This window comes from Planctomycetaceae bacterium, assembly GCA_021371795.1.
Taxonomy (GTDB): Bacteria; Planctomycetota; Phycisphaerae; order Sedimentisphaerales; family UBA12454; genus UBA12454.
Genome location: JAJFVK010000019.1, coordinates 276819 through 302835, shown reverse-complemented (window position 1 = coordinate 302835; position 26017 = coordinate 276819). Strand labels below are relative to the sequence as shown.

The window sequence follows — 26017 nt, the reverse complement described above, 5'->3', positions numbered from 1 at the left end:
ATTATGAAATACCAATATCCTGAACTATTTTACCGTTATAAGTCGAATCCAATATTAACCGCTGCGGATTGGCCGTATCCGGTTCATAGCGTATTCAATCCTGCCGCCACACTGCTGCTTGACGGCACGACTCTGCTTCTTTGTCGTGTGGAAGACAGACGCGGGCAATCTCACTTATGTGCTGCTCGTTCTGCCAATGGTAAAGACGGCTGGGTGATTGATAAACAGCCTACCCTTGTGCCATTTCCAGAGAACTACCCTGAAGAGTTTTGGGGTATTGAAGATCCTCGTATAACATTCATCAGCGAGCTAAATAAATATGCAGTTGTTTACACTGCCTATACTCACGATGGGCCGGGTGTATCCCTGGCGCTTACAGAAGATTTCACTCACTTTGAACGTTATGGTTTGATTATGCAGCCGGAAGATAAAGATGCGGTGCTTCTGCCTAATCGTATACTTGGTAATTGGGCTTTGATTCACCGGCCGGTCAACAATCTTGGTGCACATATATGGATATCATATTCGTCTGATTTGCGTCAATGGGGCAATCATAAGTTAATGCTGAAAGCCAGGAAGGGAGGATGGTGGGATGCGAATAAGATTGGTATTTCACCTCCGCCTATTGAAACGGATAAGGGGTGGCTTGTAATATACCATGGTGTGCGAGAGAACGCTTCAGGCAACCTTTATCGACTCGGTTTGGCATTGTTTGATTTGCACGACCCGGAGGTTTGCCTTAAACGTGGTGATGAGTGGGTTTTTGGTCCGGAAGAACCGTATGAGCAGCGAGGAGATGTTGACAATGTTGTTTTTCCGTGCGGCTACACTATAGCTCCTGATGGTGACACAATTAACTTGTATTACGGTGCAGCGGATACGAGTATTGCACTGGCTACTGGTAGTATTAAGTCTATTCTGGAATGGCTTGAACGACAATGATAATTTTGCAGGGATTAAAATAACAAAAAACAAGAAGATTAGCCGAATATAATGGTTGCAATTCTCTTTAATTTTTGGTATTTTTATGTCTTTGCATTATGGATTGAAGACACAAAAAAGCTTTAATAGTTCAGGTTTTCAGTCTTTAGATTGAGACAGAAATGGGTCGGTGCCCGAGCGGCCAAAGGGGACGGGCTGTAAACCCGTTGGCGCAAGCCTACGTTGGTTCGATTCCAACCCGGCCCATTTAACAAGCCACAGCGTGCGCAGGGGGCACAGATGAAATAAATATTTCTGTGTTCCTTGTGGGTTCTGTGGCGAATTTTTGGCGGCGTAGCCAAGTGGCCCAAGGCGATGGTTTGCAAAACCATTATCCGTGGGTTCGAATCCCACCGCCGCCTGTTGTTTTGCTATTGTACGGATGGTATTACAGGATGTAAAAGTGCCGGCAAACGTTCAAAATACCTCATTTCCCGCTAAATACATTAATGCTTGTCTAATTGCGGTTTTTCTTGTTCTGGTATCTGTTACCGTAATTATACGAATTCAGATACTGTCTGTACCGCTTGAACGCGATGAAGGCGAGTATGCGTATTCCGCGCAGTTAATGCTCCAGGGTGTGCCGCCTTATACACTTGCGTACAATATGAAAATGCCGGGCATTTACGCCGCTTACGCAGTGATTTTGGCTGTGTTCGGGCAGACAGCGGCGGGCATTCATTTCGGTGTTCTACTCATCAATACCACAACGGTAATACTAATTTATTTCCTTGCGAAAAAACTTTTTAACTCCATCGCAGGTGTAACAGCGGCAGTGTTTTTTGCCATAACCTCGCTTAGCCAATTTGCACAGGCAACGGCTAATGCTGAAAACTTCGTCGTTCTGCCTGCCATGGCCGCGATTTTGCTCCTAATGAAATTCACAGAGATCAAAAAACTTTTGTATCTTATTTCAGGCGGCCTGCTGATGGGCATCGCGTTTATGATGAAGCAGCACGCGATAGGCTTCATACTTTTCGGTTATTGCTTTCTGCTTTGGAACCTGTTCCGTCAACAACCTCGGAATTATAAGAAATCGACTTATGTAATTTTTGTTTATTCTTTTTTTGTAATTCTGCCATTTCTTTTTACCTGTCTGGTTCTGTGTCTGTGCGGAGTGTTTGAAAAGTTCTGGTTTTGGACTTTCGATTATGCTAATAAATATGTAAGCTTAGTTCCACTCAAAATCGGATTCATAATTCTCAAAAAAAATTTATGGCTGATTGTTACTTCGGCGCCGCTGATATGGTTATTGGCAGCACTGGGACTTTTGAGCGTTTTATGGAATAAAGATATTCGCAGGCATTGGGTTTTTCTTGTTTTATTTCTTATCTGCTCATTTCTTGCGGTTTGTCCGGGACTGTATTTCCGCTATCATTATTTTGTATTGTTTTTGCCGGTTGTAGCAATTTTCGCAGGCGCAGGAATTGTCTCGGTTGAAAGTTTGTGCCGGCGAATTGTCAAATCAGAAAATAAAGCCGCGTTTATCGGATTGACGATTTTACTTGCTGTATGGCTGGGCACTTTGTTTTTGCCGAAGAATCATTATTTTGAAAAAGACCCGGCCAAGATTTCACAATTAACCTTCGGCTCTAATGGGTTTCCGGAAATGCAGGAAATCGCTAAATATATCAAAGAACACTCCAATCCGACCGACCAAATAGCCGTCCTGGGCTCCGAGCCTGAAATATTTTTCTACTCTCAAAGACGCTCGGCATCGCCTTACATATATATGTATCCTCTTATGGAGGCGCAGCCGTATGCTCTGGTGATGCAGCGGGAAATGATCGAACAAATAGAGAACTGCAAACCGAGATTTTTTATATTTGTTACTAACAAATTTTCATGGCTCCAACTGCCAAAATCTGAAATGCTGATTTTTACATGGTTTGAGCAATATATGGAACATTATCGCTCAATCGGACTTGTGGAAATTTTGCCTGGGAAAACATTGTATTACTGGGGAACAGACGCTGTTGTGTCGCCCAAAAGCTCCCGGATATATATTTTCGAAAGAAAGGATTATGCGGGTGCAATGCAATGACAGATGAATCCGCCGAAGTGAATAGTAAAGCGTTTAAATTTTTCCTGATGCTGATTTTGGCGATGGTTATGGTCGTAACCGTGTTTGTCCGGATTAGGATGCTTGCTGCGCCGCTCGAACGAGACGAGGGTGAATACGCTTACGCGGGTCAGTTAATGCTTCAGGGCGTTCCGCCTTACCAGTTGGCGTACAATATGAAAATGCCCGGCATTTACGCGGCTTACGCAGCGATAATGGCGGTGTTCGGGCAAAACCACCTTGCAATCCATTTCGGCGTGCTGCTTATCAACGCGGCGTCAATCATATTGATTTATTATCTTTCGAAAAAACTTTTCGGTAAAATTGCAGCGACCGCGGCGGCGGTTTTTTTTGCAATCACCTCAATGAGTATCAATATTCAGGCAACGGCTAACGCCGAGAATTTTGTTGTTCTGCCTGCCATAGCCGCGATTCTGCTTTTGGTTAAATTTGCGGAGAGTCAGAAAATATGGCAATTAATCTTTGGCGGGCTACTGATGGGTGTCGCGTTTATGATGAAGCAGCACGGCATCGGGTTTATTCTATTTGGGTATTGTTTTCTGTTTTTGAAATTACTTCCGCTACGACAACCCCCCTGCACAGGTCAGGGGGCTAATAAATTATTTACCGGTCGCTTCCTCTTTCCGATTTTGGTTTATTCGTTTTTTGTGATTCTGCCGTTCCTCGTTACCTGTGTGATTCTGTGGCAGAGCGGGGTATTTGGCAAATTCTGGTTTTGGACTTTCGATTACGCCAGGCATTATGTCAGTCTAAATTCATACGCCGATGGGTTTGGATTGCTGAAGGAAACGCTGTCCAAGATAGTTCCGTCAGCGGTTTTTATCTGGCTGCTTGGGTTGGCAGGGCTTATCGGCAGTATATATGATAAACGATTGCGTAAACATAGAGTGTTTCTGATTACGTTTTTGATATGTTCATTTTTATCGCTGTGTCCAGGGCTGTATTTTCGCAATCATTATTTTGTACTTTTCCTGCCGATGCTGTCGATTCTTGCCGGCGCAGGTGTGCTGTTCGTTTCAAATATTTTCAAATCCGACAGGAAACGGGCTTGTGCCGCGGCTCTTGTGATTCTGCTTGCCTGGTCGTATTGTTTTCTTTCGCAGCGTAAATGTTTTATGCTGACCGACCCGGAAATGATTTCACGAGTGATGTATGGCGGTTTTCCATTTCCCGAAACACTGCGAGTTGCCGAATATATTAAAGCCCGCTCTAACGAAGACGATAAAATTGTGGTCTTCGGTTCGGAGCCGCAGATTTATTTTTATTCTCAAAGACGCTCGGCGACTTCGTTTATCTATACCTATCCGCTGATGGAAAACCAGCCGTTCGCAGTGCAGATGCAGCAGGAAATGATCAGTCAAATCGAAGCCGGTAAACCAAGATTTATAGTCGTTGTTAAAACGGTCGATTCGTGGATGCCTTTTGCCGGCTGCTCGAAATTAATCTTTCAATGGGCGGACTCATATTTTCCGGAACATTACCGGCAGATTGCGCTTGTAGAAATTTTCAAAGAAAAGGGGGAAGTGGTATATCACTGGGATTCCGATGTCAAGCCGCAAAAGCCTGAAAGCTGGATAATGATTCTCAAACGAGTTGATTGATAGCCACGAAGGCGCTAAAAAAATAATCGCTGATTACGCAGATCCCCGCCTTTGCGAGGACAAGCTTTACTGATTTTTTTGTGTATTTTGTATATTGCATTTTGTATTTAGTAAACAAACCCCTCGAATATCACGCCAATGGCGGATAATAATCGCGGGGCTAACGAACGAATTACCAATCGCTGACGCTCATGGCTCTGATTTTTACATTTGTAGAGATAGCCTTAATATTTAATATTTTTTGGAATTTTTTGGTTTAACGAACCTGCCGTGGAACGGCAGGTTAAATATCGTTGTCGTACCGACAACGGCTAAACAAAACGTAACCCCAGGCAAAGGTCGATGTGCTAACAATAAAAGCGCAAGTGTTTACCGGCGCAGTTTTAAAATTTTTATGATTTAATTACTTCATAAAAAGCATCAATTCAAATTTCAGTGAAAAAACGCGCATGATTCATCCCTATATAGAAAGGGGAATCCTGTGACTAAACCAACCATTTCCAACTGTATTATCAGAAAAACAGCAGGCAAAAATGTTATACTCGATGCGGATGTGTTCTATAATCCTGCAATACTAAAATCAACACTCATAATCAGCAAGGCAGGGCAGGTGTTTGTTCGCAACCGCCAAACACGAAAAACCACAGCACTTGCACGGGTAATCACAAACGCCAAGAAGGGACAGGTAGTAGATCATATCAATAGAAATCCTTTGGATAATCGCAAAAGCAATCTGCGAATAGTGACGCATCGGCAAAATATGCTCAACCGCGTTTTGAAAAATTCGACAGGATTTATGGGTGTAAGTATTAACAGCAAAAGAGGGCAATACTGCGGTGCATATTACATATCAAACAAAAGACGGCATTTTTACAGTCCGTTTACGCCAAACGGCCTGGTATTGGCTGCGATGGCGAGAGATAAATTCGTTATCGAAAACGGCGATGAAGAATACACGCCGCTGAATTTTTCAATATTAAAAAAAGAACCGTTTAAAACGTTTCTGCTGAATACGGATTTGTGCGAAATGAGGGAATTACACTCTTAAGGCCAACTTGTTTGCACCGCCAACGACGAGGATTTTTACGTTCGGTTTTTCTTTTATCCATTCATCAATCACGGTTTGCATGTTTTCGGCAGGGTGCAGATGGGCGGCTTTTATCATCTCGGCAGGCAATTTGGAATACAGCCAGAGCTTTCGCAGTCTTTTAATCATCTCGGCAAAACGCAGCGGCTTGTGGCTGAATAATTTATACGGTTTATTTTTTACCTGCGCGAAAATTTCATCCATCGGCTTAATCAGTAAATTCCAGAAATGAGGCATTGTGCGTTCCGCGCCGACGCCTTTTTCGCACTCGGCGGCAAACAAAATTTCTCCGCCGTCGATTATCGCCTGTTTTGTAAGTTCCAGCGCACGCTGGGCGATGTAAAGGTCTATATCATTTGGTGATTTACCGCACGAAACAATCATTCGCTCAACGGGTTGTACTTTATAAATATTCCATTCATCCGCTTTTGCGAAGGCTGCGGCGGCTGTTTCTTTCGCTTTGCCGAATTGCAGCCAGTTGATTTTATTGTTTGAGCTAATCATTGTGATTGCCCAAAACGGTCGGTCGCCGATGATTTTTTCCATCGCTTCGGTCTGGTCGGCGGCGAGTGGATTGTTTCTCACATCTTTATTTAAGTGCCACGGATGTTTGCCGAAGTGTGAGTTCTCATCGAGACTCAAACTGTGATTTTGCTCGGTTGTTTTGTATGCGCATACGCCGGGCACGAGATTTTTTACGGGATTCGAATAGCCGGCGAAATAATGATGCTTGACATCGCTCAACGCAAGGAAAATTTCGGCGTCTTTAATTGCCGCGTTGTACAAAACATGCGTTTGTCTGCTCGTTGTACCTGCGTCGATGAATTCGGCTTTTTCGCAATCGTGCGCGACGATGTCGAAGTTTTTGATTCCGCGGTCGTTCATAAGCGAACTGATTTTTTCAATCAACACATCATTCTGTTCGGTTTTGGCGTTGTGTGTGCCTGTGCAGATGATGAACCTGATACGGCGGGCGTGTTTTAATAGTTTTGCCGCCGATTGCAGGACTGTGTTTATGGGCAAATCGCGTGTGCCATCCGGAACGAGTACGCATAAATACTTATTTTCGACTGCGCGAGTAAATTCATTATTTAATATTGCACGGTCAATTTGGTCGGCGGTTAATGGCGGCTGCGATTTTCCAGGTCGGATAATGCCGGCCAGATTCTGTTCCGGAATGTCGAAACCGATATTGCCTTTGCCGTAAGAAATTTCAATTTTCATATTTTAACTGCGTGGGCTAAAGCCCACCCTACAAACGTTTATAATCACAGATTACGCAGATTTCACTGATTTTATTGTTTGGTATTCCTACTTTATATTCATCATTTTGTCGATGCCGTAAACTTGAGCAATGGAATTAGCGGCGTAATCGAGCTGACTTCTGTCTAAAACAATCGCGGGCTGGGACATTTCAAACTCTATGACGATAAATTTGGCATCAGGATTTAGTGCAAGAGCTTTTGGGATGTCGCTCATTCTGCAGATTTTCATTCCGTTGATTTTATCGACAACGTACTGACTCAAGTTCTGATAGCCGATGTTGATATTCGCCGGCATACAGTAACTTAAAATTACGAGGTCTCTGCGCTGGTCAGTCGGTTTGAACGCTTCGTTAATCAGATAATTATAAAGATGCGGCTCGACTTTTCCCTGCCAGTCTTCGCCTCTGCCTGCCATATAACTTTTTGTAAGTTTCTGCAGGATGCAGCCTCCAACAATCGCGTATTCGGGCTGTGTGTCGAATTCATACCATGGCACGAGCATATCGGAAGCGTTGAATCTTTTTGCGACGGCGTTTAGAATTTGTTTTTTGCCGTCTCGCCAGACTTCAAATGTAATCGCGTCGCCTGCGGTTTTGCCGGTTATGAGGCTGTCGAATGCGAGCGTGCCGAATCTCCGGTCTTCGTATCTTCCGTAAGGATTGATTGAATATCCGTCAATGCCGAGCAGTACGTCGCCTGATTTGAGAACGTCGCTTCCGGTTCCGATAGTGTAAACGTTCGCGACATAAACGCCGGTCTGCACATCATTGGGTATTTTCAGATATTTTCGCATCGCCGGGTCAACCAGAGCGGATGCCTCGAAACCTTTCATCGCTATTCCGTTATACTTGCCGTTGCGGGCATCTGCCAAAAAGCGATTAATAATTTGAGCGGGAATGATATTGCCTTCTTTTTCCTTGCCGGAAAGGCTCGCGATGCCGACAGGCCGGTCTTCGAGGCAGTATAATTGTCCGAGATTCGTCGTTTCTGATATTCCTGCCGCAACGAACGTAAGCGTTTGTGAACAGAAGACAGCGGTGCTTTCGACGGTTACTCTGTCGAGAAAGCCTCTGCCGTTGTACATTCTGCCGTCGGCGGAAAGCCAGTAGAAACTGACGCCGGCGCCTTTGACGTATTTTTCGCTGAACGCAAGCGGCTTGAACGGTTTTGTAAGCGAATTTGAATCCAGCTCAATCAACGCGAGGTTGCTTTCATAATCTACGGTCAAAATTTGGGCGGGGATGAAATCGTTTTGGTTTGCCGTTCTGGCCTGTATTAGCTTGGCGTCGGCGACGCTCGATGCGATGGTGATAACCTTATTGCCGTCAACTGCGCAGCCGACCGCGAAACCTTCCGATAATTCAGAAGTCTTCCACGGCGTATATTGTCCGTAACCGTGATATGTAATCTGAAGATATACAATCGAATCTTTTAATTTTTCCGAAATGTCTTTTGCAAAAACGGAAAAAGATGAAACACAAATCAAAATAATTATAAATGTCTTTTTCATAACTGCTCCTCCGGATAAGTCCATGACGGTACATTATATTTTTTCAAAATCGCGTCGTTCTGCTGATGAGCCTGTTTGGCGTCCAAAAGCAGCGGGATATCGGAGCTTATAAACTTTACGATAAAAAATTCGCAGTCTTTGTTCCTGAACGCTTTGCGCACATCTTCGAGGCTTCTTACAGGCTGGTCGTTGATGCTTTCAAGCGGTTTATTGAGAAAATCGCCGTCGTAGAGATTTATCTGGTCGGGCAATATCTCGGAAAGCACTACATATTCCTTTCGCAGCTTGTCGGTGTTGAGCGTTTGTGATTCGCTCATGAGATAACGCAGGATATGCGGAATATCTTTCATCCATTCACGGCCCCAAGTTTCGAGAAAGTTTCTGTTTGCCGATACGAACGTAAGACCCGCAAAGCAGACATAAGGCGGACGAGCATCATATAATCTGGCGAACTCGAACACCGGCCTGTTGAGCTGAATTGTTAATTGACCGGTTTGCTTTTTGCCGTCGCGCCAGAAAACGACATCTACAGTTTCGCCGATTTGTTTCGCTTCGACCGCTTCGGAAAGCGAATACTTCTGGCCGTAAATCACAATCATGCCATCGTTGTCAAGAGCGTAATTATCGATTTGTGTAATGCAGTCGTTTCTCCGCAGTACGTTTTCCGCAGAACTGTTGAGTGTTACCGCTGTAACAACGACGCCTTCGGTATCGGCTGGCAGGTTGAGATATTCCTTGTAACTTTCGTTGTGCAGACCTTCAAAAATGCTTACGCCCAGCGAGCCAAAGCCGTCATATCTGCCATCATTTACATCCAGCAGAAAATGATTAATTATTGTTGTCGGAATCATATAGCCGATGTTGTCGGCCTGCCGGATACCCTGAAAAGCGACGCCTACGACGTTGCCGTCAAGTATTACCGGGCCGCCACTGTTGCCGGGATTGATTGCCGCGTCGGTCTGGACTACAAGATGGCCGTCCGCACCGCTGTGTGCGTACATATCGGTCTGAATTCGTGAGACAATGCCTTTCGTTACGCTTATATGAGTGCCGCCCATCGGAAAACCGTAAGTTTCGACTGTACGGTTGACTTCTGGAAGACCGCCAATTGCCAATGGCTGCATTCCATCGAAAAAGGTTTCGTCCGCGATTTTTAAAATCGCTAAATCGCAGTCGTGGCCGGCGAACTCGACCGTTGCGGGATATTTTTTCGCGAAATTTTCTTTTTTGACAATAATAAACCGGCTGTCGGAGATGTTGTGCGCGTTTGTTAGGATTCTGTTGCCTTCGATGATAAAGCCGGAGCCGACGCCCTGTGAAATGGACGTCTGCTTCCATGGCGTGGCATAATCGTAAGGCTGTTTTACAATTTGAATCATTACTACCGATTTTGTCATATCCGGCCCGGCAAAACAGACCGCCGTAAACAATAACAGTATAAACATTTTTAATTTCATAATTATCCCATTTTTTTTATTTTATAAACCCTGCCAATGTTCCCGCAAGGGGGATTGTAATGTTGGCAGGGCTAAACACTATAAACGACTATTTTTCTTTTAATTGTTCGAGCCTTTGTTTGGCGAAATTATAATTAATTTCTCCGATTCTGCTGAACATTTCCCTGTCCGGATACATAATTTTAAACTCTTCGCGGTAAGCGTCTTCAATCGCTATTGTCTGGATGTAATGCTCAATTGCCTCGTCTGTTTCATTCAACTGCTGCGCGAGTGCCGCGGCCTTGAGATGCAGTTCGCTGCCTGATGGATACCGTATTATGGCCTGATTTAGGGCGTCAAGAGCCTTCTGGAACCATTTGGCACACCGGTCAGGATTGGCCTCGGCAAGCAATTGATACACTTCTGAAAGTTTTTCATAATTTTTAAAATCGGCAGGGTCTCTGTCGATTGCCGTCATAAAGGACTTTTCCGCATCCATAAGTTTTGCTTTGTTTTCCGGCGGATTAGCCTGATAGAGATACCTTTCAATCGTACCTTTAAGATTCGCGGCAGAAGGATTCAAAACATCGGCGTCCATCGCGTCGGCGGCCAAAACGGCGGCCTGTTCGAGATAACCGTAAGAGGAAATTTTTTTGGCGGTCTCGACGTTTACCGCAGTTTTACCCGCCGGTATTATGAAAAGCCAAAAGCAAACCGCGCAAATCACGATTGTTAAATTCAACGGAATATATTTATATTTCATTTTCAACTGCACAATATGATGCTCGTCATAAGACGCTGTCAAGGCGATAACGGCGAATAACGACATTAAAATGCCCGGCTCAAAAATGCCGAAATCGATGAGATTGTGCAGAACGACCGCTAAAATTCCGCAAAGCAGAGCGGCGCGTTTAATCGAAAATTCTTCGCAGCATTTTTTGCTTCTGGCGATTACCCACAGTACTACCGCAAAGAGAAAAACGGGCGCGACATACAGCATGGCAACAACATAAATCATTACATCGATTTGCGAGCCGAGTCCGCTTCTGATTGCTAACGGCCGTAAACATATCAGAACTAAAACCGCAGGTATCGCGACTTTTTTCAGTGTTTCAGAAATATTTTTTGTGTTGTCGCCTATTTGCGATGTTTTTTTCATGGCCCTGAAAACCGGAACAAGCAGGCAGGTCAGGAAGCCTGTCAGGCCGATGATGCCATAACCACTGAATATCGTTAATATAAAGCAATGAGGATCGCGGACTGTTTCGAGCGATTTCGCGGCTTTGTATTGCGTGTAATGAGTGCCGAAATTGTTGCCGCCGATGCCGGTGAAGAAATTATCCGCGATTAATTCACTTGCGGCCGTCCAGTACTCCCATCTTACAAGCATCGAGTTGCCGCCCGGCAGGGTATCGTGCCTGATGCCGTAAGAAATCATAAGCAAAACTGCGCCGATAAACACAGCGGTAGCGGCGCCGATGATTAATACTTTGTGCCGATTGATAAATTTTCCAAACAAATAAATGCAGCACAAAACAAAAAGTGCAATGGCGAGAGACACTAACGCCCCTTTGCTGGCCGTTAGAATCAATCCCAAAATGAGCACCGCAATAATAATCACGGGGAAAGCAATGGTCTTTAAATCTTTTTTGTGTTTTTTAATTCCGCCGGCAAAAACGGCAATAGCTGAAAATAATGCCAGATTAAAAAAGCTGCCTGCGCTGTTGCTTGTGGAGAAAAAGCCCTTGACGTCTTTGGAGTTCAGTCTGTGTTCGTAGAGCATTTGCGCAAACGTATCCGGTTCGATGCCGAGAGCCTGAAGCTGCTGTTTTGGGTTGGCCTTGTATTCTTCTATCATCATTTTGTTGCCGGTGGTGTTCTGGTCAATGCACTGGTACACATTCAAAATCGCAGCGGCAATAATGAAAAACAGCAGGATTTTCTTTTTTGTTTCGCTGTCCAGAAGCTGTACGAGCGTAATCGCCGAGGTTATGACAGCTAATATTGTTAATGAATCATTCAGCGAAGCTCTTTTGTTGGATGCGCAGAAGAAACTGATAACGGCAGCAGCCAAAAAGATTACAGCGCCAATTTCAAGTCCGCTGTATTTATAGGTTTTGCCTTTCCAGAATAAAACCGAAAACCAGGCTACCGAGGCGATTATCAAAACGCAGGAAATAATAATGCTGATGAGATTATCGAAATATATCCCTGCCAGACTGAAAGAATCGATAGAGATGTTTTCTGTGAAACTTAATCTGAAAGCGATTATACAGAGAAACAGAACGAAGAAAATATTCGGAGCGGATAGTTTATTTTGTATGTTTTTTTTCATTATTACCTGTTGATTCGAGGACGGCGATTATCGCCAGCACCATAACAGTTTGCAGGAACACCAGCAACCCGTAAGGCCAGGTTGATTCCTTGAGCACTACGGCGCCAAGGCCTGTGGTGATTGTAGCCAGATAAAGCATCAGAACGGTCTGCACTTCGTTCAGGCCGCGACGTTTTAGTCTGTGTGAAAAATGCTGTGTGTCGCCGACAAACGGACTTTTCTTCTGATGCAGACGCAGGGCGGTTACACTGATAAAATCATAAAGCGGTATCGCCAGTATGACCAGCGGCATTAACACGATATACCAGCGAATGTCTTCGGCTTCGTTATAATATGTCGTTTTCATTGTCAGCATACCAATGAAAAAACCGATGACAAGCGAGCCGGCGTCGCCCATAAAAATCGAGGCGGGGCAAAAATTGAAAATCAAAAATCCGGTCAGTGTGCCTGCCAGCATCATCGAAAAACCGGCGACAAACGCCTGCTGCGAAAGTGTCGCCACGATGAAAATAATCATCGAGACAATCGCGGCGATTCCTGCGCTTGCGCCATCCATATTATCGAGAAAGTTGAATACATTTATGATGAGTACGAGCCATATCGAGCTTAACGCGGATGCGTAGATTCTGCTGTCGATAAAAAATTCCATTCGCACGTCCGCAAAATACGCGACAGTAAATGCCGCGGCGAACTCGACGATAAGTTTGTGTATGGGCTTGAGGTTTTTAAAATCGTCCCAAAGTCCAAGAACGAATAAAATCGCTGCGCAGCCGAGGATTATGAGGAGTTCGTTAAATTTGCCGGCGAAACCTTCGATGTACAGTTCGAAATTTCTGCCGAAAAGGCTTGTTGTGCCATCGTGAACAAGCAGCTTAATAAAAACAACCGCCGACAGACACAGAATGAGCATTGTAAAGAAAATCGCAATTCCGCCGCCCATCGGTATGGCTTTGCTGTGGAAACGGTCGTCTTTGGGATGTGATATCAGGCCTCTTTTGACCGCGAATCTTTTCGATGGAATAGTCAACAGCAGCGACATCGTAAATGCCGTTACAAAACAAAGCACACAAAACACAGCTAATGATTCTGCCATAATTTATTGCCTTAATTCATACAAAAAAACGTCCATGATCATAATCCGCCTGCGGCGGATTATGAACCCCTCGAATAAATCGAGAGGCTAACAATTTTTTAAACGCAATGTAATTGTTTTACGATTCTTTCCCGAACCTGACTGAAAAACGCGTGATAGCGGTCTTCCTTGTGGTCAGGGAAAGTATAATCGAACGAAATCCATTTCTTACTGTAAACGAGCGTAACTTCTGCCCATATTTTTTTGCCGATGTAAATTCTGTGCGAAAAATTTTTCGTACTTGCCAGTACTAATTTCGACGGCTCCATGTAACCGGGGTCGAGATTTACCGGCCTGCTCAAATTTGAACCGAGCATTTTCGCCAGTTTTTCTTCCATTTTATTCGTCTTGAGTTTGATGTCCGCCATCTTGTCCGGCGAAATCAAACTTTCAAACGCTATGTACTTTTTCACAATCGCAGTTCCGGTTTCGTTGGCATAATATTTCGTATGCGTAAACGGCCAGGTCGGACTTTCAAAATCACAGACGCCGAACTTTGCCTTGAGCATATCGACCGATACCGCCAACGATTTCTCGTCGCAGGCAAGTATGCCGACAACTAATTTTACCGGGTCAGGTTTTTTAAGCGTCCACATTTATAGCCACAGAGTTCACAGAGAACACAGAGTTTCTTTTATAACTTTTATCAGCTGTTTTGCTGTTTCAACTGTCCGATTTTTCCGGACACTTCATTGTTATCAGCACTCGTTTTTTAAGTTTTCAATGATCGTTAGAATATTTGCTTTTACTTCAGCAAGAGCGACTTTTTTGTTTTCGGCTTCCCTGCGGAGTTTTATTTCCGCGTTTCCTTCGGCGATTGATTTTGCGCCGATTGTAATCCGAATCGGAATACCAATCAAATCAGCGTCCTTGAATTTCACGCCGCCGCGTTCGTCTCTATCATCAATCAATACCTCAACGCCGGCAGCTTTCAATTCGTTATATAAATTCTCGGCCGCGGCGAGAACCGGCTCTGTGTTGCCTGCCGGTACGATAATCACTTCATACGGCGCGATGTTAATCGGCCAGATAATGCCGTCCTTATCGTACATCGTTTCAATAGCTGACGCTGCGATTCTGTTAATGCCGATGCCGTAGCAGCCCATAATGCACGGCTTTTCCGTTCCATCCTTATCGAGGAATTTCGCGTTGAGTTTTGCGCTATACTTTGTTCCGAGTTTGAAAACCTGTCCGACTTCAATGCCTCTTTTGAATGTAAGTTTTATGCCGCGATATGTATCGCCATCGACAGCGTTGCGAACGTCAGCGACAATTATATTTTTGCCTTCAATCGGGAAATCTCTGCCCGGCACGACGTTCTTAATATGGTAATCGGTCTTGTTTGCGCCGGTAACGGCTGTTTCAATCGTCAGCACCGAATGGTCGATGATGAGTTTGTTGATTTTCTGCGTCAGACCAACCGGGCCGGCAAAACCGACTTCTGCGCCAGTCAGCGTTTTAATGGTGTTCTCGTCCGCCAGCTCTATTGATTTGCCGACAGTTGAACGGAGCTTTTCAGGATTTATTTCGAAATCGCCTCGGACAAGAGCGAGGATTATTTCCGTGCCGCTTTTGTAAACGAGCGATTTAATTAGCGTTTTGGCGTCAACTTTCAGAAATTCGCAAATCTCCGTGATTGTTTTCTGGTTCGGAGTGTGAATTTCTTCGACGGGTTTATATGTTTTGTTTCTTGCGACTGCGGGCAGGGCATCGACGGGGGCTTTCTCGATGTTCGCTGCGTAGCTGCCGTCTTCGGTTTGAACAATGACGTCTTCGCCTGATTCACAGGGGATTGTAAACTGGTGCGAACCGCTGCCGCCCATTTCGCCGGACTCGGCTTCGACAATCGCGTACTTCAGGCCGCATTTGCTGAAGATTCTTTTGTATGTTTCGTACATTACTTTATAGGTTTCATCGAGACTTTTTTCGTCCGCGTGGAAACTATATGCGTCTTTCATTATGAATTCGCGCGAACGCAGAACGCCGAAACGCGGGCGGAACTCGTCGCGGAATTTGAAGCTGATTTGATAGATATTCATCGGCATCTGTTTGTACGAATTTATTTCGCCGGCAGCGAGATTCGTTACGACTTCCTCGGCGGTAGGAGCAAGTACGTTTTCCCTGCCATGGCGGTCGGTGAAGTGTGCCATTGTCAGACCGTAATCGACACTTCTGCCGGTCTGCTGCCAAAGCTCCATCGGTTGAACGGATGGCATAAGAATTTCCTGTGCGCCGCTTGCGTTCATTTCCTGACGCACGATGTTCATAATTTTTGTCAAAATTTTCCAGCCCAAAGGCAGGTAAGTATATGTTCCGCTGGCGAGTTTACGCATTAATCCTGCGCGAATCATCAACTGATGACTCGGAATCTCCGCATCGGAGGGTACTTCTTTGACCGTTGGTATAAGCGCTTTGCTGTATCTCATTTTATTCCTTGAACTTATTAAATAAACAACAGCCGCATTTATATCCTTAAAAACCTGTTTTTGCAAGAACAACTTTGCGTGCATCGCGTACTTTTATATTATTATATTTTTTCATAAAACGTTTTGACAGCAGGTTTTGCTTTGTTATAATTGGCCGAGGTTTTATTCTGGATGCAAAATAGTACTAAACGTAAGATGAAAGGATTGTCAAATGTCTGAAAAGCTACGGTTCAATGTTTTTCGGCTGTTAGTTTTGGTAATGTGTGCGTTTCTTTTCGTCGGCTGCGAAGAATCTGTCAAAACAGATAAAGCTGACAAGGTTGCGAAGGTTGAAAAGCCCGCCAAAACTGAAAAGGCTCAAAAGTCAGCCAAGCAGACCGCCCAAAAAGACCCGTCCGTAAGTCTTTATGTTGACGCTATCACTTTGAGCGAGACGAATAATCCTGATTTGGCTATCTCCAAACTGAATGAGGCTGTTCAGAGCAAACCTGATTTCGCACTTGCGTATTCTCTGATGGGCAATATTTATCTCCGTCAGAGCAGGTTCAACGAAAGCGTTGGAGCGTACAAAAAAGCGACCGAATTGAATCCGTGGTCGTTCGACGATTTCTGCAATCTTGGCAGGGCATATCGCGGTATGGAGGATTTCAACTCGGCGGCCGGCGCTTACGCAAAGGCCTGTTCGCTCGACCCGCAGAATACATCGGCACTGTGCAGTGCAGCCGAGTCGTATTATAAGATTGGCGATTACGAATCGGCACTGGAATTCGGCAAGACGGCCAAAGACCTCGACCCGACAGACAGCGATATTGAAAAGTTGATGGGCGATATTTATACCGCCCGCAAAGATAATGAAATGGCTATCGAGTCGTACAAAAAATCGCTCGAACTCGACGGCAGCGATCCCAATACGATGTTCTCGCTCGGCGCGGCGTATTTGCAGGCAGGTAAACTCGAGGAAGCACGTTCGTATCTCGAATCGGTTGTCGCGACCGAGCCGCAGAACACTCTGGCGTTCAGACATTTGGGCTATGTTTATTTGAAACTGCGCGAAGTTGACCTCGCGGTCGGCAGCTATGAAAAAGCCGTTGCGGTTAGTCCTGATGATTGGCGTGCACAAAAAGGCCTCGGCGTTGCGTATATGATGAAGTATAGAATTCAGGATAGTTTCGAGTCTGCGGATGCCAACGATTTAAAACAGAAGGCACTTACTCACTGGAGCAAGTCTCTGGATTTGAACCCGGCACAGGATAATTTGCTGAAACTTTACAGAAAATACCAGCCGGAAAAATAACTAAATATTAATACCACAGCGTGAATGATACCGACTTGTTCGTCGAAAAAATCAAAAATTAAAAATCAAAATGACAATGGTGAAAAAGCGTTGTCAAAATTATATTTGAATTTTGATTTGTCATTTTGATATTTTAATTTTGATATTTAATATAAATCGACTTGTGCTTGTGTTTAACAAAGACTTAAAAACAAATTCTAAATATGAATTTTGAAATGCATAAAACATTGACAGCACATCTGATTTTCTGGCCGATTTTCTTCATTGGTTTGGCTTCTGATTTAATCAGCAAATCGCTTATGTTCAAATGGCTCGAAAATCTTCCTTCACAGTGTTACAGTGTTGTCAACGGTCTGTTTCAGTTTGTAATGGTGGAAAATCGCGGAGCGGCGTGGGGCATTGCGTCCGACAAACGAGTTACGCTTGTTGTTATTTCCATTATCGCGATAATGGTTGTGCTGGGGATTTTCCTTTTTAGCCGTAAATTGCAGATGATTGTTGTAATTGCATTGGGCTTGTTTGCCGCCGGTATATGCGGAAATATGTACGACCGGATTTTCAACAACGGCAGGGTGCGAGATTTTCTGGATTTTTATTACGGTGACCATCATTTTCCCGCGTTTAACATTGCCGATTCAATGCTGACCGTTGCGGTGGGGTTGCTGATTTTGACAAGCATTTTTGCGCCGAAGGAAACAGAAAAAACTTCATAAACACCTGAACATAAATTAGGAGAGAGTTGAATGGTAGTTTTATTGTGGTTTGATTTGTTAGGTTTTTTAGCAAGTTTATTTGCATATGTTTCCATATTCCTTTGTTTAGATTTCCCTTCTAATGCCGCAGCAATTATATTGAATATTTGTATGGTTTTATCGACAGGGGTAAGATTGCTGCTGACTTACGATATACGACAAGGGGATGAGTGGTTTTTTGGCAAAAGCTTAAAAGGATTATGTCCAATTTGGCTGAAAATTTCTGCGGGTATAACCATAATTTACGGGGTAGCTAATGGGATCATTTGTTTCGTTAGAGTGTTTTTAATGATTTCGCCAGATATTGACGATTTTGGGCATAAGATTGCCATGAGATTATTGTTTATGGCAGTGTTTTCATTGATCATGGGGTGTTATGCTATGGAATTTTTACATGTTTACTTGTATAAAAGTAGAAGGAAAATTAACACAGAAAAACTTCAAGGGGATGGGTTGGTTTGGTAGTTTTTAATTCAAAAAAATTATTTTGCATAAACTTCAAATTCATATTCATCGCGGAAGTACGATGTCTTATCGCCTATGGCTGTAAAAATTAAAATCCATCTGGCCTGCAAATCAACTGCCTTTTCAACTTCGGGAGTATGCGGAATGATAAAGGCGGCTGAACCATTTTTTATATTGTTAACAATGTTTTGACAATCGCAGTACAAAGTCTTATCCACAGATTTTTTTGTGTTTTCATCTATAATTGCCGCCTGACAGTTAATTTCAAGCATTAGAGCGGAAATATTTTCGGTTTTTCCTCCGATTTTCAAGTCGATTCTCAATGTTTCGCCGATCCTCAAATTTGTTGAATGGAATGTGATGTGTACCGGCGTGAGAAAAACCTTATACAGCCTGTTTAATGCTAAACAGAGACATACGATAGCGGGAGTGCCTAAAATTGCCAAAATGATTACATAACCCATTTTATCGGTTTTTTCGTCTGCAATAAGATAAGCAATTAACACAAAACCCAATGCAGTTACTAAATATCCCATGAAGTACCCAAGACGAACAGGTGTTGAACTGTATATTTTAGGAAGTGTTTTATTTAAAGGCAAACATTCTTCAAATGTTCTCATTCTGTTTTTTTCTCGTATGCCAAAAAAAGCTAACATTGCCCCAAAGAAAATAAGCCCTGCAGAGACAATAACTTTTTTTAAAGGTTTATACAAAGTGGTACTTAACACTGCCTGCGAAGGGTTTTGAGGGTTTACATAACAGCTATATATACCATTTACCATGTATTTTGCGATAATGGAATTTGCGGTTTTATGCGTTGGGTAAAACTGTTTAAAGAAGATGTCCTGAAAGTCATATTGAGTTGACGAGTAATCTTTTCCATTGTAATTGTATGAATATATAATATTAATTAGGTAGCCGCGGCCGCTACGGTCGGTGGTTTTGTGAGTCGTAACATCTGTTTTGATAATGGTGCAATTCTGCTTTGACCAGTTATGTACTGCATTGTATCCCTTAATTGCAGGGTATATTACAGATAAAGTTCCATACCCCAATCCACATGAAAGGCAAACAATAACGCATATGTATATAACACAGATGGCGGTGTGTTGTTGTTCTTTTCGTTTTTGAATATCTTTCTGTTCCACCCCTTATCTCCTTCGTGTTTTGAGTTTTCATTCGATTTTACCCTTTACTAAAGACGTGTTCCGCCACAAAAAGCGGGATCTTTGTTCCTGCGGAAAGCGCGATGGCGTCGCTGGGGCGGGAATCAACTTCTACCTTTTCTCCGCTGACGTTCAGATGTATCGTTGCGTAATAGGTATGGTTTTTAATGTCGTCAATCACAATCTTTTCAATCTTTGCGCCCATTGCGTGAATGGTATTATACAGCAAATCATGCGTCAGCGGGCGGGGCGTTTCGATTTTTTTCAGTTTGCGGTCAATAGCCATTACCTCGACAATGCCGATAATTATCGGCAGATAGCGACTGCCATTCTTTTCTTTAAGAACGATAACCTGCTGGTCACTGGTCTCGTCAATTATTATTCGAGATAATTCAACCGCAATATTTGCCACAGAGTTTCCTTTTGTTGTTATAAACCCCGTCATAGTGATGACGGGGTTTATAACAACAATTTATTTAAGTTCCGCTAAATTCTTTTCGATAACGGCTAACTGTTCTTTCAACTCCGTCAGTCTTTGTTTTGTCTGCTCGACAACTTCCGGCTTGGCACGGCTAATAAAGTTTGCGTTATTTAATTTTGACTCATTGCCTTTCACGCCGTTGAGAATTTCATCTCGCTGTTTTTCAAGGCGTTTGATTTCAGCGTTGGCATCAATCAAACCTTCAACGAATATCTGTGTCTGCTCAACAACGGCGGCGGCTGCATTCTCCGGCTTGGCAATATCAGGCGAAGCAGAGAATTTCTCAAGTGCCGCTCTATCGCAAATCAAATCCGCATTGTCATTGAGATTCTTCGCTATATCGGCAGGAGCGTTTGCCATCGCGACAAGTTTTTTGCCAGGCGCAACGGCGTATTTATTTCTGATTTCACGAATCGCGCGGACGATTTCCTGAACTGCGGTAATGTCCGCTTCGGTTTTTGCATCAATAAACTTATCCAGACCCTTCGGCCAATCGGCGATAATTAACGCATTTGCCGAGGAAATTTCAAAAATGCCTTTCAGGCCGCGTTTGGGAGCAAATTCGTTCAGCTTTTGATAAATGCCTTCGGTAATGAACGGCACAAACGGGTGCAGCATTCGCAGCGTCAAATCCAGTATAAACGCCAGCACATTCTGCGGCACAGCCTTTTGCGAATCATCGTGAATCCGAACCTTAATCCATTCGACGTACCAGTCGCACATATCGTTCCAGAAGAATCTATAAATAGACATCAATGCTTCGCTGACCTGGAATTTATCCAACATCGTCGAAACTTCATTTACCGTCTGTGCCAATCTTGACAGAATCCACTTATCGGTAATCGTCAGTTTCTTGGCATCAAACGCATCGTAATTCAGGCCTTCGAGGTTCATCATCGCAAAGCGTGAAGCGTTCCAGAGTTTATTGCAGAAGTTTCTGCCGATGTCGAATTTTTCGCTGATGTTTCTGCCTTGCTCGTCTTTTGTTACAGGCAGTTTCAAATCCTGACTTTCGGTCGTCATCTGGCACAAGCTAAACCTCATCGCATCTGCGCCGTAAGTTTCGATAATATCCAGCGGGTCGATACCATTGCCTTTGCTCTTGCTCATACGTTCGCCGTTGCCGTCGAGGATTGTCGGATGGATAAACACATCCGAAAACGGAACATCGCCCATATTTTCGAGTCCCATCATTACCATACGTGAAACCCAAAGCGTGATAATATCGCGCGCGGTAACCAGCGTATTGGTCGGGTAGTAAAATTTTAATTCTTCAGTTTTCTCCGGCCAGCCGAGCGTACTATGCGGCCAAAGCGCAGATGAAAACCATGTGTCGAGAACATCCGGGTCCTGCACCAAATCTGTCGATTTGCATTTCTCGCATTGTGTCGGGTCTTCGATGCCGGTGTTGATATGTCCGCACTTTTGGCAATACCAAATCGGAATTCGATGTCCCCACCAGAGTTGGCGACTGATGCACCAATCGCGGATACCGTAGAGCCAGTCGAGATACGTTTTGCCGTAGCGTTCGGGATGGAATTTTATTCTGCCGTCTTCGACAGCTTTGATTGCTTCCTTGGCCAAAGGTTTAACGCTGACGAACCACTGGTCGGAAAGATACGGCTCGATAATATCGCCGCTGCGGTCTGAATGGCCGACTTCGTGTTCACGCGGCTCAATCTTTTCCATCAATCCCATTGCTTCGAGTTCAGCGACAATCGCTTTGCGGGCTTTGTATCTGTCGAGGCCTGCGAATTTTCCGCCGTTTTCGTTAATTTTGCCGTCGGACGTTAAAATATTTATCATTTCCAATTTGTGTCTTTGTCCGATTTCGTAATCGTTCGGGTCGTGTGCGGGCGTTACTTTCAAGCAGCCTGTGCCTTCGCCGAGTTTGACGTGGTCGTCTGCGATGATTGTAATTTCTCTGTCGGTCAGCGGCAGTTTGATTTTTTTGCCGAGGAGTTTCGCAGCTCTTGGATCTTTGGGATTTATCGCTACCGCCGTATCGCCGAGCATTGTTTCGGGACGCGTCGTTGCGATAGTAATAAAGCCTGTTCCATCCGCCAACGGATATTTGATATACCAGAAATTGCCCTTAACGGTTTTATGCACAACTTCATCGTCAGCGACAGCAGTTTGCAAAATCGAATCCCAGTTGACAAGTCTTTTGCCGCGATAGATTAAACCTTTTTTGAACAGATTCACAAAAGTATGACGAACTGCCTTTGCGCACATTTCATCGAGTGTGAATCTCGTCCGCTGCCAGTCGCAGCTTGCGCCGATACGTTTTAGCTGTTCGAGAATTCTGTTGCCGTACTGGTCTTTCCATTCCCAAATCATTTCGACGAGTTTTTCACGGCCGACATCGTGGCGGGTCTTGCCGGTATTAGCTTTTAGATTTTTTTCGACGACCGATTGCGTCGCGATGCCTGCGTGGTCTGTGCCGGGCATCCAGAGCGTATTAAAGCCAGACATTCTTTTGAAGCGAATCAGCACATCTTGAAGCGTGTTATCGATTGCGTGTCCCATGTGCAGGGCGCCGGTAACGTTCGGCGGGGGAATTACGATGGTGTAAGGCGTTCCATTTCTGCCGCCTTTTGCGGGCGGTTCGGTATGAAAATAATTGCCTTTGGCCCAAATGCCGTCGGCAAACTGCTCAATTTCCTTTGGTTCATATACTTTTGGTAATTCTTCTGCCATAAATCCAGTCCGTTTAAAACGTTATTAAAATAATGTAAACTTAAAATTCTACCAAAATATTCACATTTAATCAATCGTTTTAATTTGGCCCCTGCATCTGTGGCAGTGAAGGTCATTTAGAGCGTAGTGGAGAAATCGTAAAGTAGAAAAATTCAAACTCAAAACTCTTATGGTTTTTCAAATCTTCATTTTATGTTGCATCGTAATAAATTCCGCCTTATAATGTCCATATTGTTTTGCAGGAGTTTTTTGCGAAACATCCTCCGGCAAACCGAGAGTAACGAACTCATAAAAAATCAAAGGATATATCTATATAATGTATTATAAAATTTTATTTTTAATTGTTATATTATTTGCAGTTGTCATTATTGCACCGGCTCGAAGAGATCTGGCAAAGCGTAAAAATACAATTGACTATATTGCCGAATACAATCGAGTTACTAAGCCTGACAATTTCGACCCTAACAATAATGCTGCCCCTTTCTATCAGAAAGCTTTTGACACTTATGTTGAAATTCCTGAAGCGTTAAAAAATAAAGACAGACATGTGTCTTTAAAAAGATTTAATGATGATGAAATTGGCGTTTTACGAAAATGGCTCAGTGAGAATGCAAATTGCATTAGCAGCTTTAATCAGGCAGTTGTAAAACCTTATTGGTGGGTTGGGACAAGGGCAGACAGTAATAGTGTAGATGAAATAGAATTTCTGGAAATAACTTCTTATAGAAAGGTACTTTATGCGGCAGCTTGGCGGGCCAAATTGGATGCCTATGATGGAAAATATGAAGAAGCTTTTGATCAATTATCCAATATTTATTTGTCAGCTTCACAATTAACACCTCCTAAAGTTATTTTAGAACAATTAGTTGGCCTTGCAAGTCGAGCTATAGTTATTAGAACAGCTCTTGCAATTATAGACGAAGATGCTGTTCCAGTTGACATCTTAAAATCTTTCAAACAACAATTAAAAATTCATATGGCAACCCAAAAAACAATGTTAGAACTTTCCACCAGCGACTTGATATATACGCTTAACGAAATACAAAAGTGTTTTACTGATAACGGGAATGAGAATGGCAAGCTGATTCCATCTGCTTTTGCAAAAATGACAAAGGATCAAAAACAAATTGACGGAACATCTCTAAGGGTTTCGTATCCTAAGGCTTTATTGATTAGCATTACCCATCCCGACAAAAAAGACACAGTTGAACTTGCAGAAAAATATTGTGATTACTTCAATCAACTTATTAAGCAAACGCCTTGGCAGTTAAATCAAGCCAAAACTACTTACGCCGAAAGTTTAAGTGTATTTACTAAAGGTAATTATTTATTGAATTTTGATAGTGGAAAAACAGAAGGAATGGTGTGCGGGTCTCAGCATAACCATAATGCTTATAAAGGAGCATTGTTTTGTACCATTTCAATTATTGAATATAAAGAACAGGAAGCTAAATTTCCCGAAAAGATAGAAGAACTCATTGATAAAGGGTTCATTGACAGTTTGCCAATGGACCCGTATAGCGATAAATCTTTGGTTTATAAAAAGGCAGGCGATGATTTTATACTGTATAGTATTGGGGCAAATTTCAAAGATGACGGCGGAGTGCACAGCGAATATTGGGGAGCAAACCAAGAAGGTGGCGACTATGTTTTCTGGCCTGTTCAGAACAATGAATAAAATTTGCCGCGCAGCGGTCCATAGTTTTACACTATTTCCCCCTATATCCTAAACGCTCCACGCTCCACGCTAAACGCTTGCCTATACCTGTCCCCTAAAATCAGTGAAATCTGTGGCTAAAAGGTGTGTAGTATTAACATATCTGACGGGCAGAACAAGTTGCGGAGATAAGGTGTGTGACTCGGCGAAGAGAGTTTATTTCCGCTTCTTAAATGTCTCGCGCATTTCGAGGAAATCTTTTTTCCACTTTGCATACTGTTCCGGCGTCATAACGGAATTCATTTCAGTGATGATAACCTGTGCGTAATCATCGCGCTGCTTGTCCATCCATTCGTCATTTGATTTTTTGTGCTCAAATGCACGATTCATAATTCCGCGAACTCCTTCGATTTGCTGTGCATCCAGTGTATATTTTTCCGCGATTTTATTTGTGATGTCGTTTGTGTCCATATGAATCTTGTCAACCCATATAACACGGTGTTTTATCATCTGAATAGTTACTCCGCTGCCGATGATTATGCCCGATGCGAGTATAACTACTGCGCAGAGCAGTTTGGTCAGCATCTTGTTATTCTGTCTGAATAAGCACGTTGTGTTTTCTTCTACCATAACGAAGCTCCCTGATACGGCGTAAGCAGTTGCGCCATTGGATTCAAAATATTCTGTATTGCCTCAAGCGATAAGAACAGCATAATCGATGCCGCCACAGCCGTGAAGCCCGCGAACAGCTCCAGCGGCAGAAGCCCCGGCCTGCTTCGCTGCATTAAAGCTATGCGAGTCATCACATCGTCGGCGACATAGAATTGAGGCGCGACTTCATTCTTAGCCTTGTCAGCCAGTTTTTCGATAATATTAATTATTTTATCCATTCGAATCTCTCCGAAAAATTTTCTTTTTCAGCAGCTTTTTTCAGTTTTGAACGAGCCCGCATCGCCCGCATTTTCGTCCCTGCACGAGTCCATCCCATCCTCTGCGCGATTTCTTCAATCGAGCAGTCCTCAAAATACATCAGCGTCAGCACGAGTCTGTCGTCGGTCTGAAGTCTTTCCAGCAGCTTATGCAAAGCAGCAGCCGCTTCGGTCGGGTCAATTTGCTCTTCGGTCTGGGGTGCGTTGATGTTGTCGAAATCCTCGACTTCGACGAACAATCTTGCTTTGGTTTGCTGCTTCCAGAACCGATAGCCGACACGCGTTGCAATCTTATTCAGCCAGTGTGGAAATGGCCCCTGACCGCGATAGCTTTTAAGACTAAAAAACGCCTCAACAAAGACATCCTGGACAAGAATTTCGCACTCGTTCTTGTCTCGCGTAAATCGCCACATAAGCCGAGCGATTTGCTGTTCGTAGGCCTTTACCAGCCTGCGATAAGCCTCGCCATCACCGGCGGCACTGGCTAATATGTCCTGTAAGTCATTTTCCATAAACGCATTATACCATATGCCCCCAAAACGTCCATTGGTTTATTTTAATGAAAAAGAGCCACTTTTAACGTTGCTTTTCGAGACTTTCACATAGATTAAGTGCATCCGGCCGTAAAAAGGTAACAAAAATTTCAACCTTTTTTTACGGTACATAATACCTTGTTGCCAAATCCGGTTTCCGCGATTATTACGACCCAAATAAAGA

General features: G+C 43.7%; 21 protein-coding genes, 2 tRNA genes and 1 pseudogene. 10 read left to right on the top strand and 14 right to left on the bottom strand.

The genetic code is table 11. The annotated features are described in order from the left end of the window. Window positions 1-3 precede the first annotated feature (3 nt). From LLF92_10020 to LLF92_09995, 6 genes are all read left to right on the top strand, one after another. Window positions 4-942, top strand: a complete 939-nt coding sequence (locus tag LLF92_10020; protein ID MCE5341441.1) for a hypothetical protein — start codon at window positions 4-6, stop codon at window positions 940-942. Between the two features lie 163 nt (window positions 943-1105). After that, a tRNA-Tyr gene (locus LLF92_10015) sits at window positions 1106-1188 on the top strand. Between the two features lie 81 nt (window positions 1189-1269). Continuing rightward, window positions 1270-1343, top strand: a tRNA-Cys gene (locus LLF92_10010). Between the two features lie 20 nt (window positions 1344-1363). Beyond that, window positions 1364-3025, top strand: coding sequence for a glycosyltransferase family 39 protein (locus LLF92_10005; GenBank protein MCE5341440.1), 1662 nt, complete (start codon window positions 1364-1366; stop codon window positions 3023-3025). Continuing rightward, entirely contained in the window at window positions 3022-4665 is a 1644-nt protein-coding gene (locus LLF92_10000; protein MCE5341439.1) for a glycosyltransferase family 39 protein, read from the top strand. The genes LLF92_10005 and LLF92_10000 overlap by 4 nt, the downstream gene beginning before the upstream one ends. 481 nt (window positions 4666-5146) lie before the next feature. Beyond that, a complete protein-coding gene (locus LLF92_09995) occupies window positions 5147-5713 on the top strand; it encodes an HNH endonuclease (GenBank protein ID MCE5341438.1) in 567 nt (188 codons plus the stop codon). Here the strand turns inward: LLF92_09995 and LLF92_09990 are convergent. From LLF92_09990 to LLF92_09960, 7 genes are all read right to left on the bottom strand, one after another. Continuing rightward, the gene (locus LLF92_09990; GenBank protein MCE5341437.1) at window positions 5702-6976 is read right to left on the bottom strand and encodes a lactate racemase domain-containing protein; all 1275 of its coding nucleotides are present in this window, start codon (window positions 6974-6976) and stop codon (window positions 5702-5704) included. The two genes, LLF92_09995 and LLF92_09990, sit on opposite strands and share 12 nt — an antisense overlap. 87 nt (window positions 6977-7063) lie before the next feature. Next, window positions 7064-8527 carry a hypothetical protein gene (locus LLF92_09985; GenBank protein MCE5341436.1) on the bottom strand — a complete coding sequence of 488 codons (1464 nt, stop codon included), beginning with the start codon at window positions 8525-8527 and terminating at the stop codon, window positions 7064-7066. Next, a complete protein-coding gene (locus tag LLF92_09980) occupies window positions 8524-9984 on the bottom strand; it encodes a trypsin-like peptidase domain-containing protein (GenBank protein ID MCE5341435.1) in 1461 nt (486 codons plus the stop codon). The genes LLF92_09985 and LLF92_09980 overlap by 4 nt, the downstream gene beginning before the upstream one ends. Window positions 9985-10072: 88 nt before the next feature. After that, window positions 10073-12298 carry an O-antigen ligase family protein gene (locus tag LLF92_09975; protein MCE5341434.1) on the bottom strand — a complete coding sequence of 742 codons (2226 nt, stop codon included), beginning with the start codon at window positions 12296-12298 and terminating at the stop codon, window positions 10073-10075. Next, on the bottom strand, window positions 12276-13391 hold the full coding sequence (locus tag LLF92_09970; protein ID MCE5341433.1) for an undecaprenyl/decaprenyl-phosphate alpha-N-acetylglucosaminyl 1-phosphate transferase: 1116 nt from the start codon (window positions 13389-13391) through the stop codon (window positions 12276-12278). The genes LLF92_09975 and LLF92_09970 overlap by 23 nt, the downstream gene beginning before the upstream one ends. A gap of 98 nt (window positions 13392-13489) precedes the next feature. Continuing rightward, entirely contained in the window at window positions 13490-14026 is a 537-nt protein-coding gene (locus LLF92_09965; protein ID MCE5341432.1) for a DUF4416 family protein, read from the bottom strand. Between the two features lie 102 nt (window positions 14027-14128). Then, on the bottom strand, window positions 14129-15856 hold the full coding sequence (locus tag LLF92_09960; GenBank protein ID MCE5341431.1) for a proline--tRNA ligase: 1728 nt from the start codon (window positions 15854-15856) through the stop codon (window positions 14129-14131). A 211-nt stretch (window positions 15857-16067) separates the two neighbouring features. On the opposite strand from LLF92_09960, the gene LLF92_09955 reads away from it, so the two are divergent. The 3 genes from LLF92_09955 (at window position 16068) to LLF92_09945 (ending at window position 18367) form a co-directional block, all read left to right on the top strand. Then, window positions 16068-17150 (top strand): tetratricopeptide repeat protein, encoded by a 1083-nt coding sequence (locus LLF92_09955; protein ID MCE5341430.1) that lies wholly within the window; start codon window positions 16068-16070, stop codon window positions 17148-17150. Between the two features lie 215 nt (window positions 17151-17365). Then, window positions 17366-17863, top strand: coding sequence for a signal peptidase II (gene lspA, locus LLF92_09950; GenBank protein MCE5341429.1), 498 nt, complete (start codon window positions 17366-17368; stop codon window positions 17861-17863). Between the two features lie 30 nt (window positions 17864-17893). Then, window positions 17894-18367 (top strand): hypothetical protein, encoded by a 474-nt coding sequence (locus LLF92_09945; GenBank protein MCE5341428.1) that lies wholly within the window; start codon window positions 17894-17896, stop codon window positions 18365-18367. Window positions 18368-18384: 17 nt separating this feature from the next. Here the strand turns inward: LLF92_09945 and LLF92_09940 are convergent, their stop codons facing one another. The 4 genes and pseudogenes from LLF92_09940 to LLF92_09925 form a co-directional block, all read right to left on the bottom strand. Continuing rightward, the gene (locus LLF92_09940) at window positions 18385-18987 is read right to left on the bottom strand and encodes a hypothetical protein (GenBank protein ID MCE5341427.1); all 603 of its coding nucleotides are present in this window, start codon (window positions 18985-18987) and stop codon (window positions 18385-18387) included. Window positions 18988-19002: 15 nt separating this feature from the next. Next, window positions 19003-19515 (bottom strand): annotated as a pseudogene (locus tag LLF92_09935) (DUF3592 domain-containing protein). A gap of 37 nt (window positions 19516-19552) precedes the next feature. Next, window positions 19553-19945, bottom strand: a complete 393-nt coding sequence (locus LLF92_09930) for a bifunctional nuclease family protein (protein MCE5341426.1) — start codon at window positions 19943-19945, stop codon at window positions 19553-19555. Between the two features lie 60 nt (window positions 19946-20005). Then, complete coding sequence (locus tag LLF92_09925; GenBank protein ID MCE5341425.1) at window positions 20006-22714, bottom strand: valine--tRNA ligase; 2709 nt, start codon at window positions 22712-22714, stop codon at window positions 20006-20008. Window positions 22715-23030: 316 nt separating this feature from the next. Between LLF92_09925 and LLF92_09920 the strand changes: the two genes are divergently transcribed. Further along, a complete protein-coding gene (locus LLF92_09920) occupies window positions 23031-24392 on the top strand; it encodes a hypothetical protein (GenBank protein ID MCE5341424.1) in 1362 nt (453 codons plus the stop codon). 195 nt (window positions 24393-24587) lie between these two features. Here LLF92_09920 and LLF92_09915 read toward each other — a convergent pair whose 3' ends face one another. The 3 genes from LLF92_09915 to LLF92_09905 are packed head-to-tail and all read right to left on the bottom strand — an operon-like array spanning window position 24588 to window position 25812. Beyond that, entirely contained in the window at window positions 24588-25001 is a 414-nt protein-coding gene (locus LLF92_09915; GenBank protein MCE5341423.1) for a hypothetical protein, read from the bottom strand. Next, window positions 24995-25261 (bottom strand): hypothetical protein, encoded by a 267-nt coding sequence (locus tag LLF92_09910; protein MCE5341422.1) that lies wholly within the window; start codon window positions 25259-25261, stop codon window positions 24995-24997. The genes LLF92_09915 and LLF92_09910 overlap by 7 nt, the downstream gene beginning before the upstream one ends. Then, window positions 25249-25812 carry an RNA polymerase sigma factor gene (locus tag LLF92_09905; protein ID MCE5341421.1) on the bottom strand — a complete coding sequence of 188 codons (564 nt, stop codon included), beginning with the start codon at window positions 25810-25812 and terminating at the stop codon, window positions 25249-25251. Before LLF92_09905 ends, LLF92_09910 begins: the two co-directional genes overlap by 13 nt. Between the last annotated feature and the right edge of the window lie 205 nt (window positions 25813-26017).

What these genes read in the sequence shown, in the direction of transcription:
- lspA (MCE5341429.1), top strand. Translation starts at nt 17,366, where the DNA reads ATGCATAAAACATTGACAGCACATCTGATTTTCTGGCCGATTTTCTTC.
- LLF92_09990 (MCE5341437.1), bottom strand. Translation starts at nt 6,976, where the DNA reads ATGAAAATTGAAATTTCTTACGGCAAAGGCAATATCGGTTTCGACATT.
- LLF92_09975 (MCE5341434.1), bottom strand. Translation starts at nt 12,298, where the DNA reads ATGAAAAAAAACATACAAAATAAACTATCCGCTCCGAATATTTTCTTC.
- LLF92_09955 (MCE5341430.1), top strand. Translation starts at nt 16,068, where the DNA reads ATGTCTGAAAAGCTACGGTTCAATGTTTTTCGGCTGTTAGTTTTGGTA.
- LLF92_09915 (MCE5341423.1), bottom strand. Translation starts at nt 25,001, where the DNA reads ATGGTAGAAGAAAACACAACGTGCTTATTCAGACAGAATAACAAGATG.
- LLF92_09905 (MCE5341421.1), bottom strand. Translation starts at nt 25,812, where the DNA reads ATGGAAAATGACTTACAGGACATATTAGCCAGTGCCGCCGGTGATGGC.
- LLF92_09940 (MCE5341427.1), bottom strand. Translation starts at nt 18,987, where the DNA reads ATGAGAACATTTGAAGAATGTTTGCCTTTAAATAAAACACTTCCTAAA.
- LLF92_10000 (MCE5341439.1), top strand. Translation starts at nt 3,022, where the DNA reads ATGACAGATGAATCCGCCGAAGTGAATAGTAAAGCGTTTAAATTTTTC.
- LLF92_09910 (MCE5341422.1), bottom strand. Translation starts at nt 25,261, where the DNA reads ATGGATAAAATAATTAATATTATCGAAAAACTGGCTGACAAGGCTAAG.
- LLF92_09925 (MCE5341425.1), bottom strand. Translation starts at nt 22,714, where the DNA reads ATGGCAGAAGAATTACCAAAAGTATATGAACCAAAGGAAATTGAGCAG.
- LLF92_10005 (MCE5341440.1), top strand. Translation starts at nt 1,364, where the DNA reads ATGGTATTACAGGATGTAAAAGTGCCGGCAAACGTTCAAAATACCTCA.
- LLF92_09920 (MCE5341424.1), top strand. Translation starts at nt 23,031, where the DNA reads ATGTATTATAAAATTTTATTTTTAATTGTTATATTATTTGCAGTTGTC.
- LLF92_09960 (MCE5341431.1), bottom strand. Translation starts at nt 15,856, where the DNA reads ATGAGATACAGCAAAGCGCTTATACCAACGGTCAAAGAAGTACCCTCC.
- LLF92_09985 (MCE5341436.1), bottom strand. Translation starts at nt 8,527, where the DNA reads ATGAAAAAGACATTTATAATTATTTTGATTTGTGTTTCATCTTTTTCC.
- LLF92_09965 (MCE5341432.1), bottom strand. Translation starts at nt 14,026, where the DNA reads ATGTGGACGCTTAAAAAACCTGACCCGGTAAAATTAGTTGTCGGCATA.
- LLF92_09970 (MCE5341433.1), bottom strand. Translation starts at nt 13,391, where the DNA reads ATGGCAGAATCATTAGCTGTGTTTTGTGTGCTTTGTTTTGTAACGGCA.
- LLF92_10020 (MCE5341441.1), top strand. Translation starts at nt 4, where the DNA reads ATGAAATACCAATATCCTGAACTATTTTACCGTTATAAGTCGAATCCA.
- LLF92_09980 (MCE5341435.1), bottom strand. Translation starts at nt 9,984, where the DNA reads ATGAAATTAAAAATGTTTATACTGTTATTGTTTACGGCGGTCTGTTTT.
- LLF92_09945 (MCE5341428.1), top strand. Translation starts at nt 17,894, where the DNA reads ATGGTAGTTTTATTGTGGTTTGATTTGTTAGGTTTTTTAGCAAGTTTA.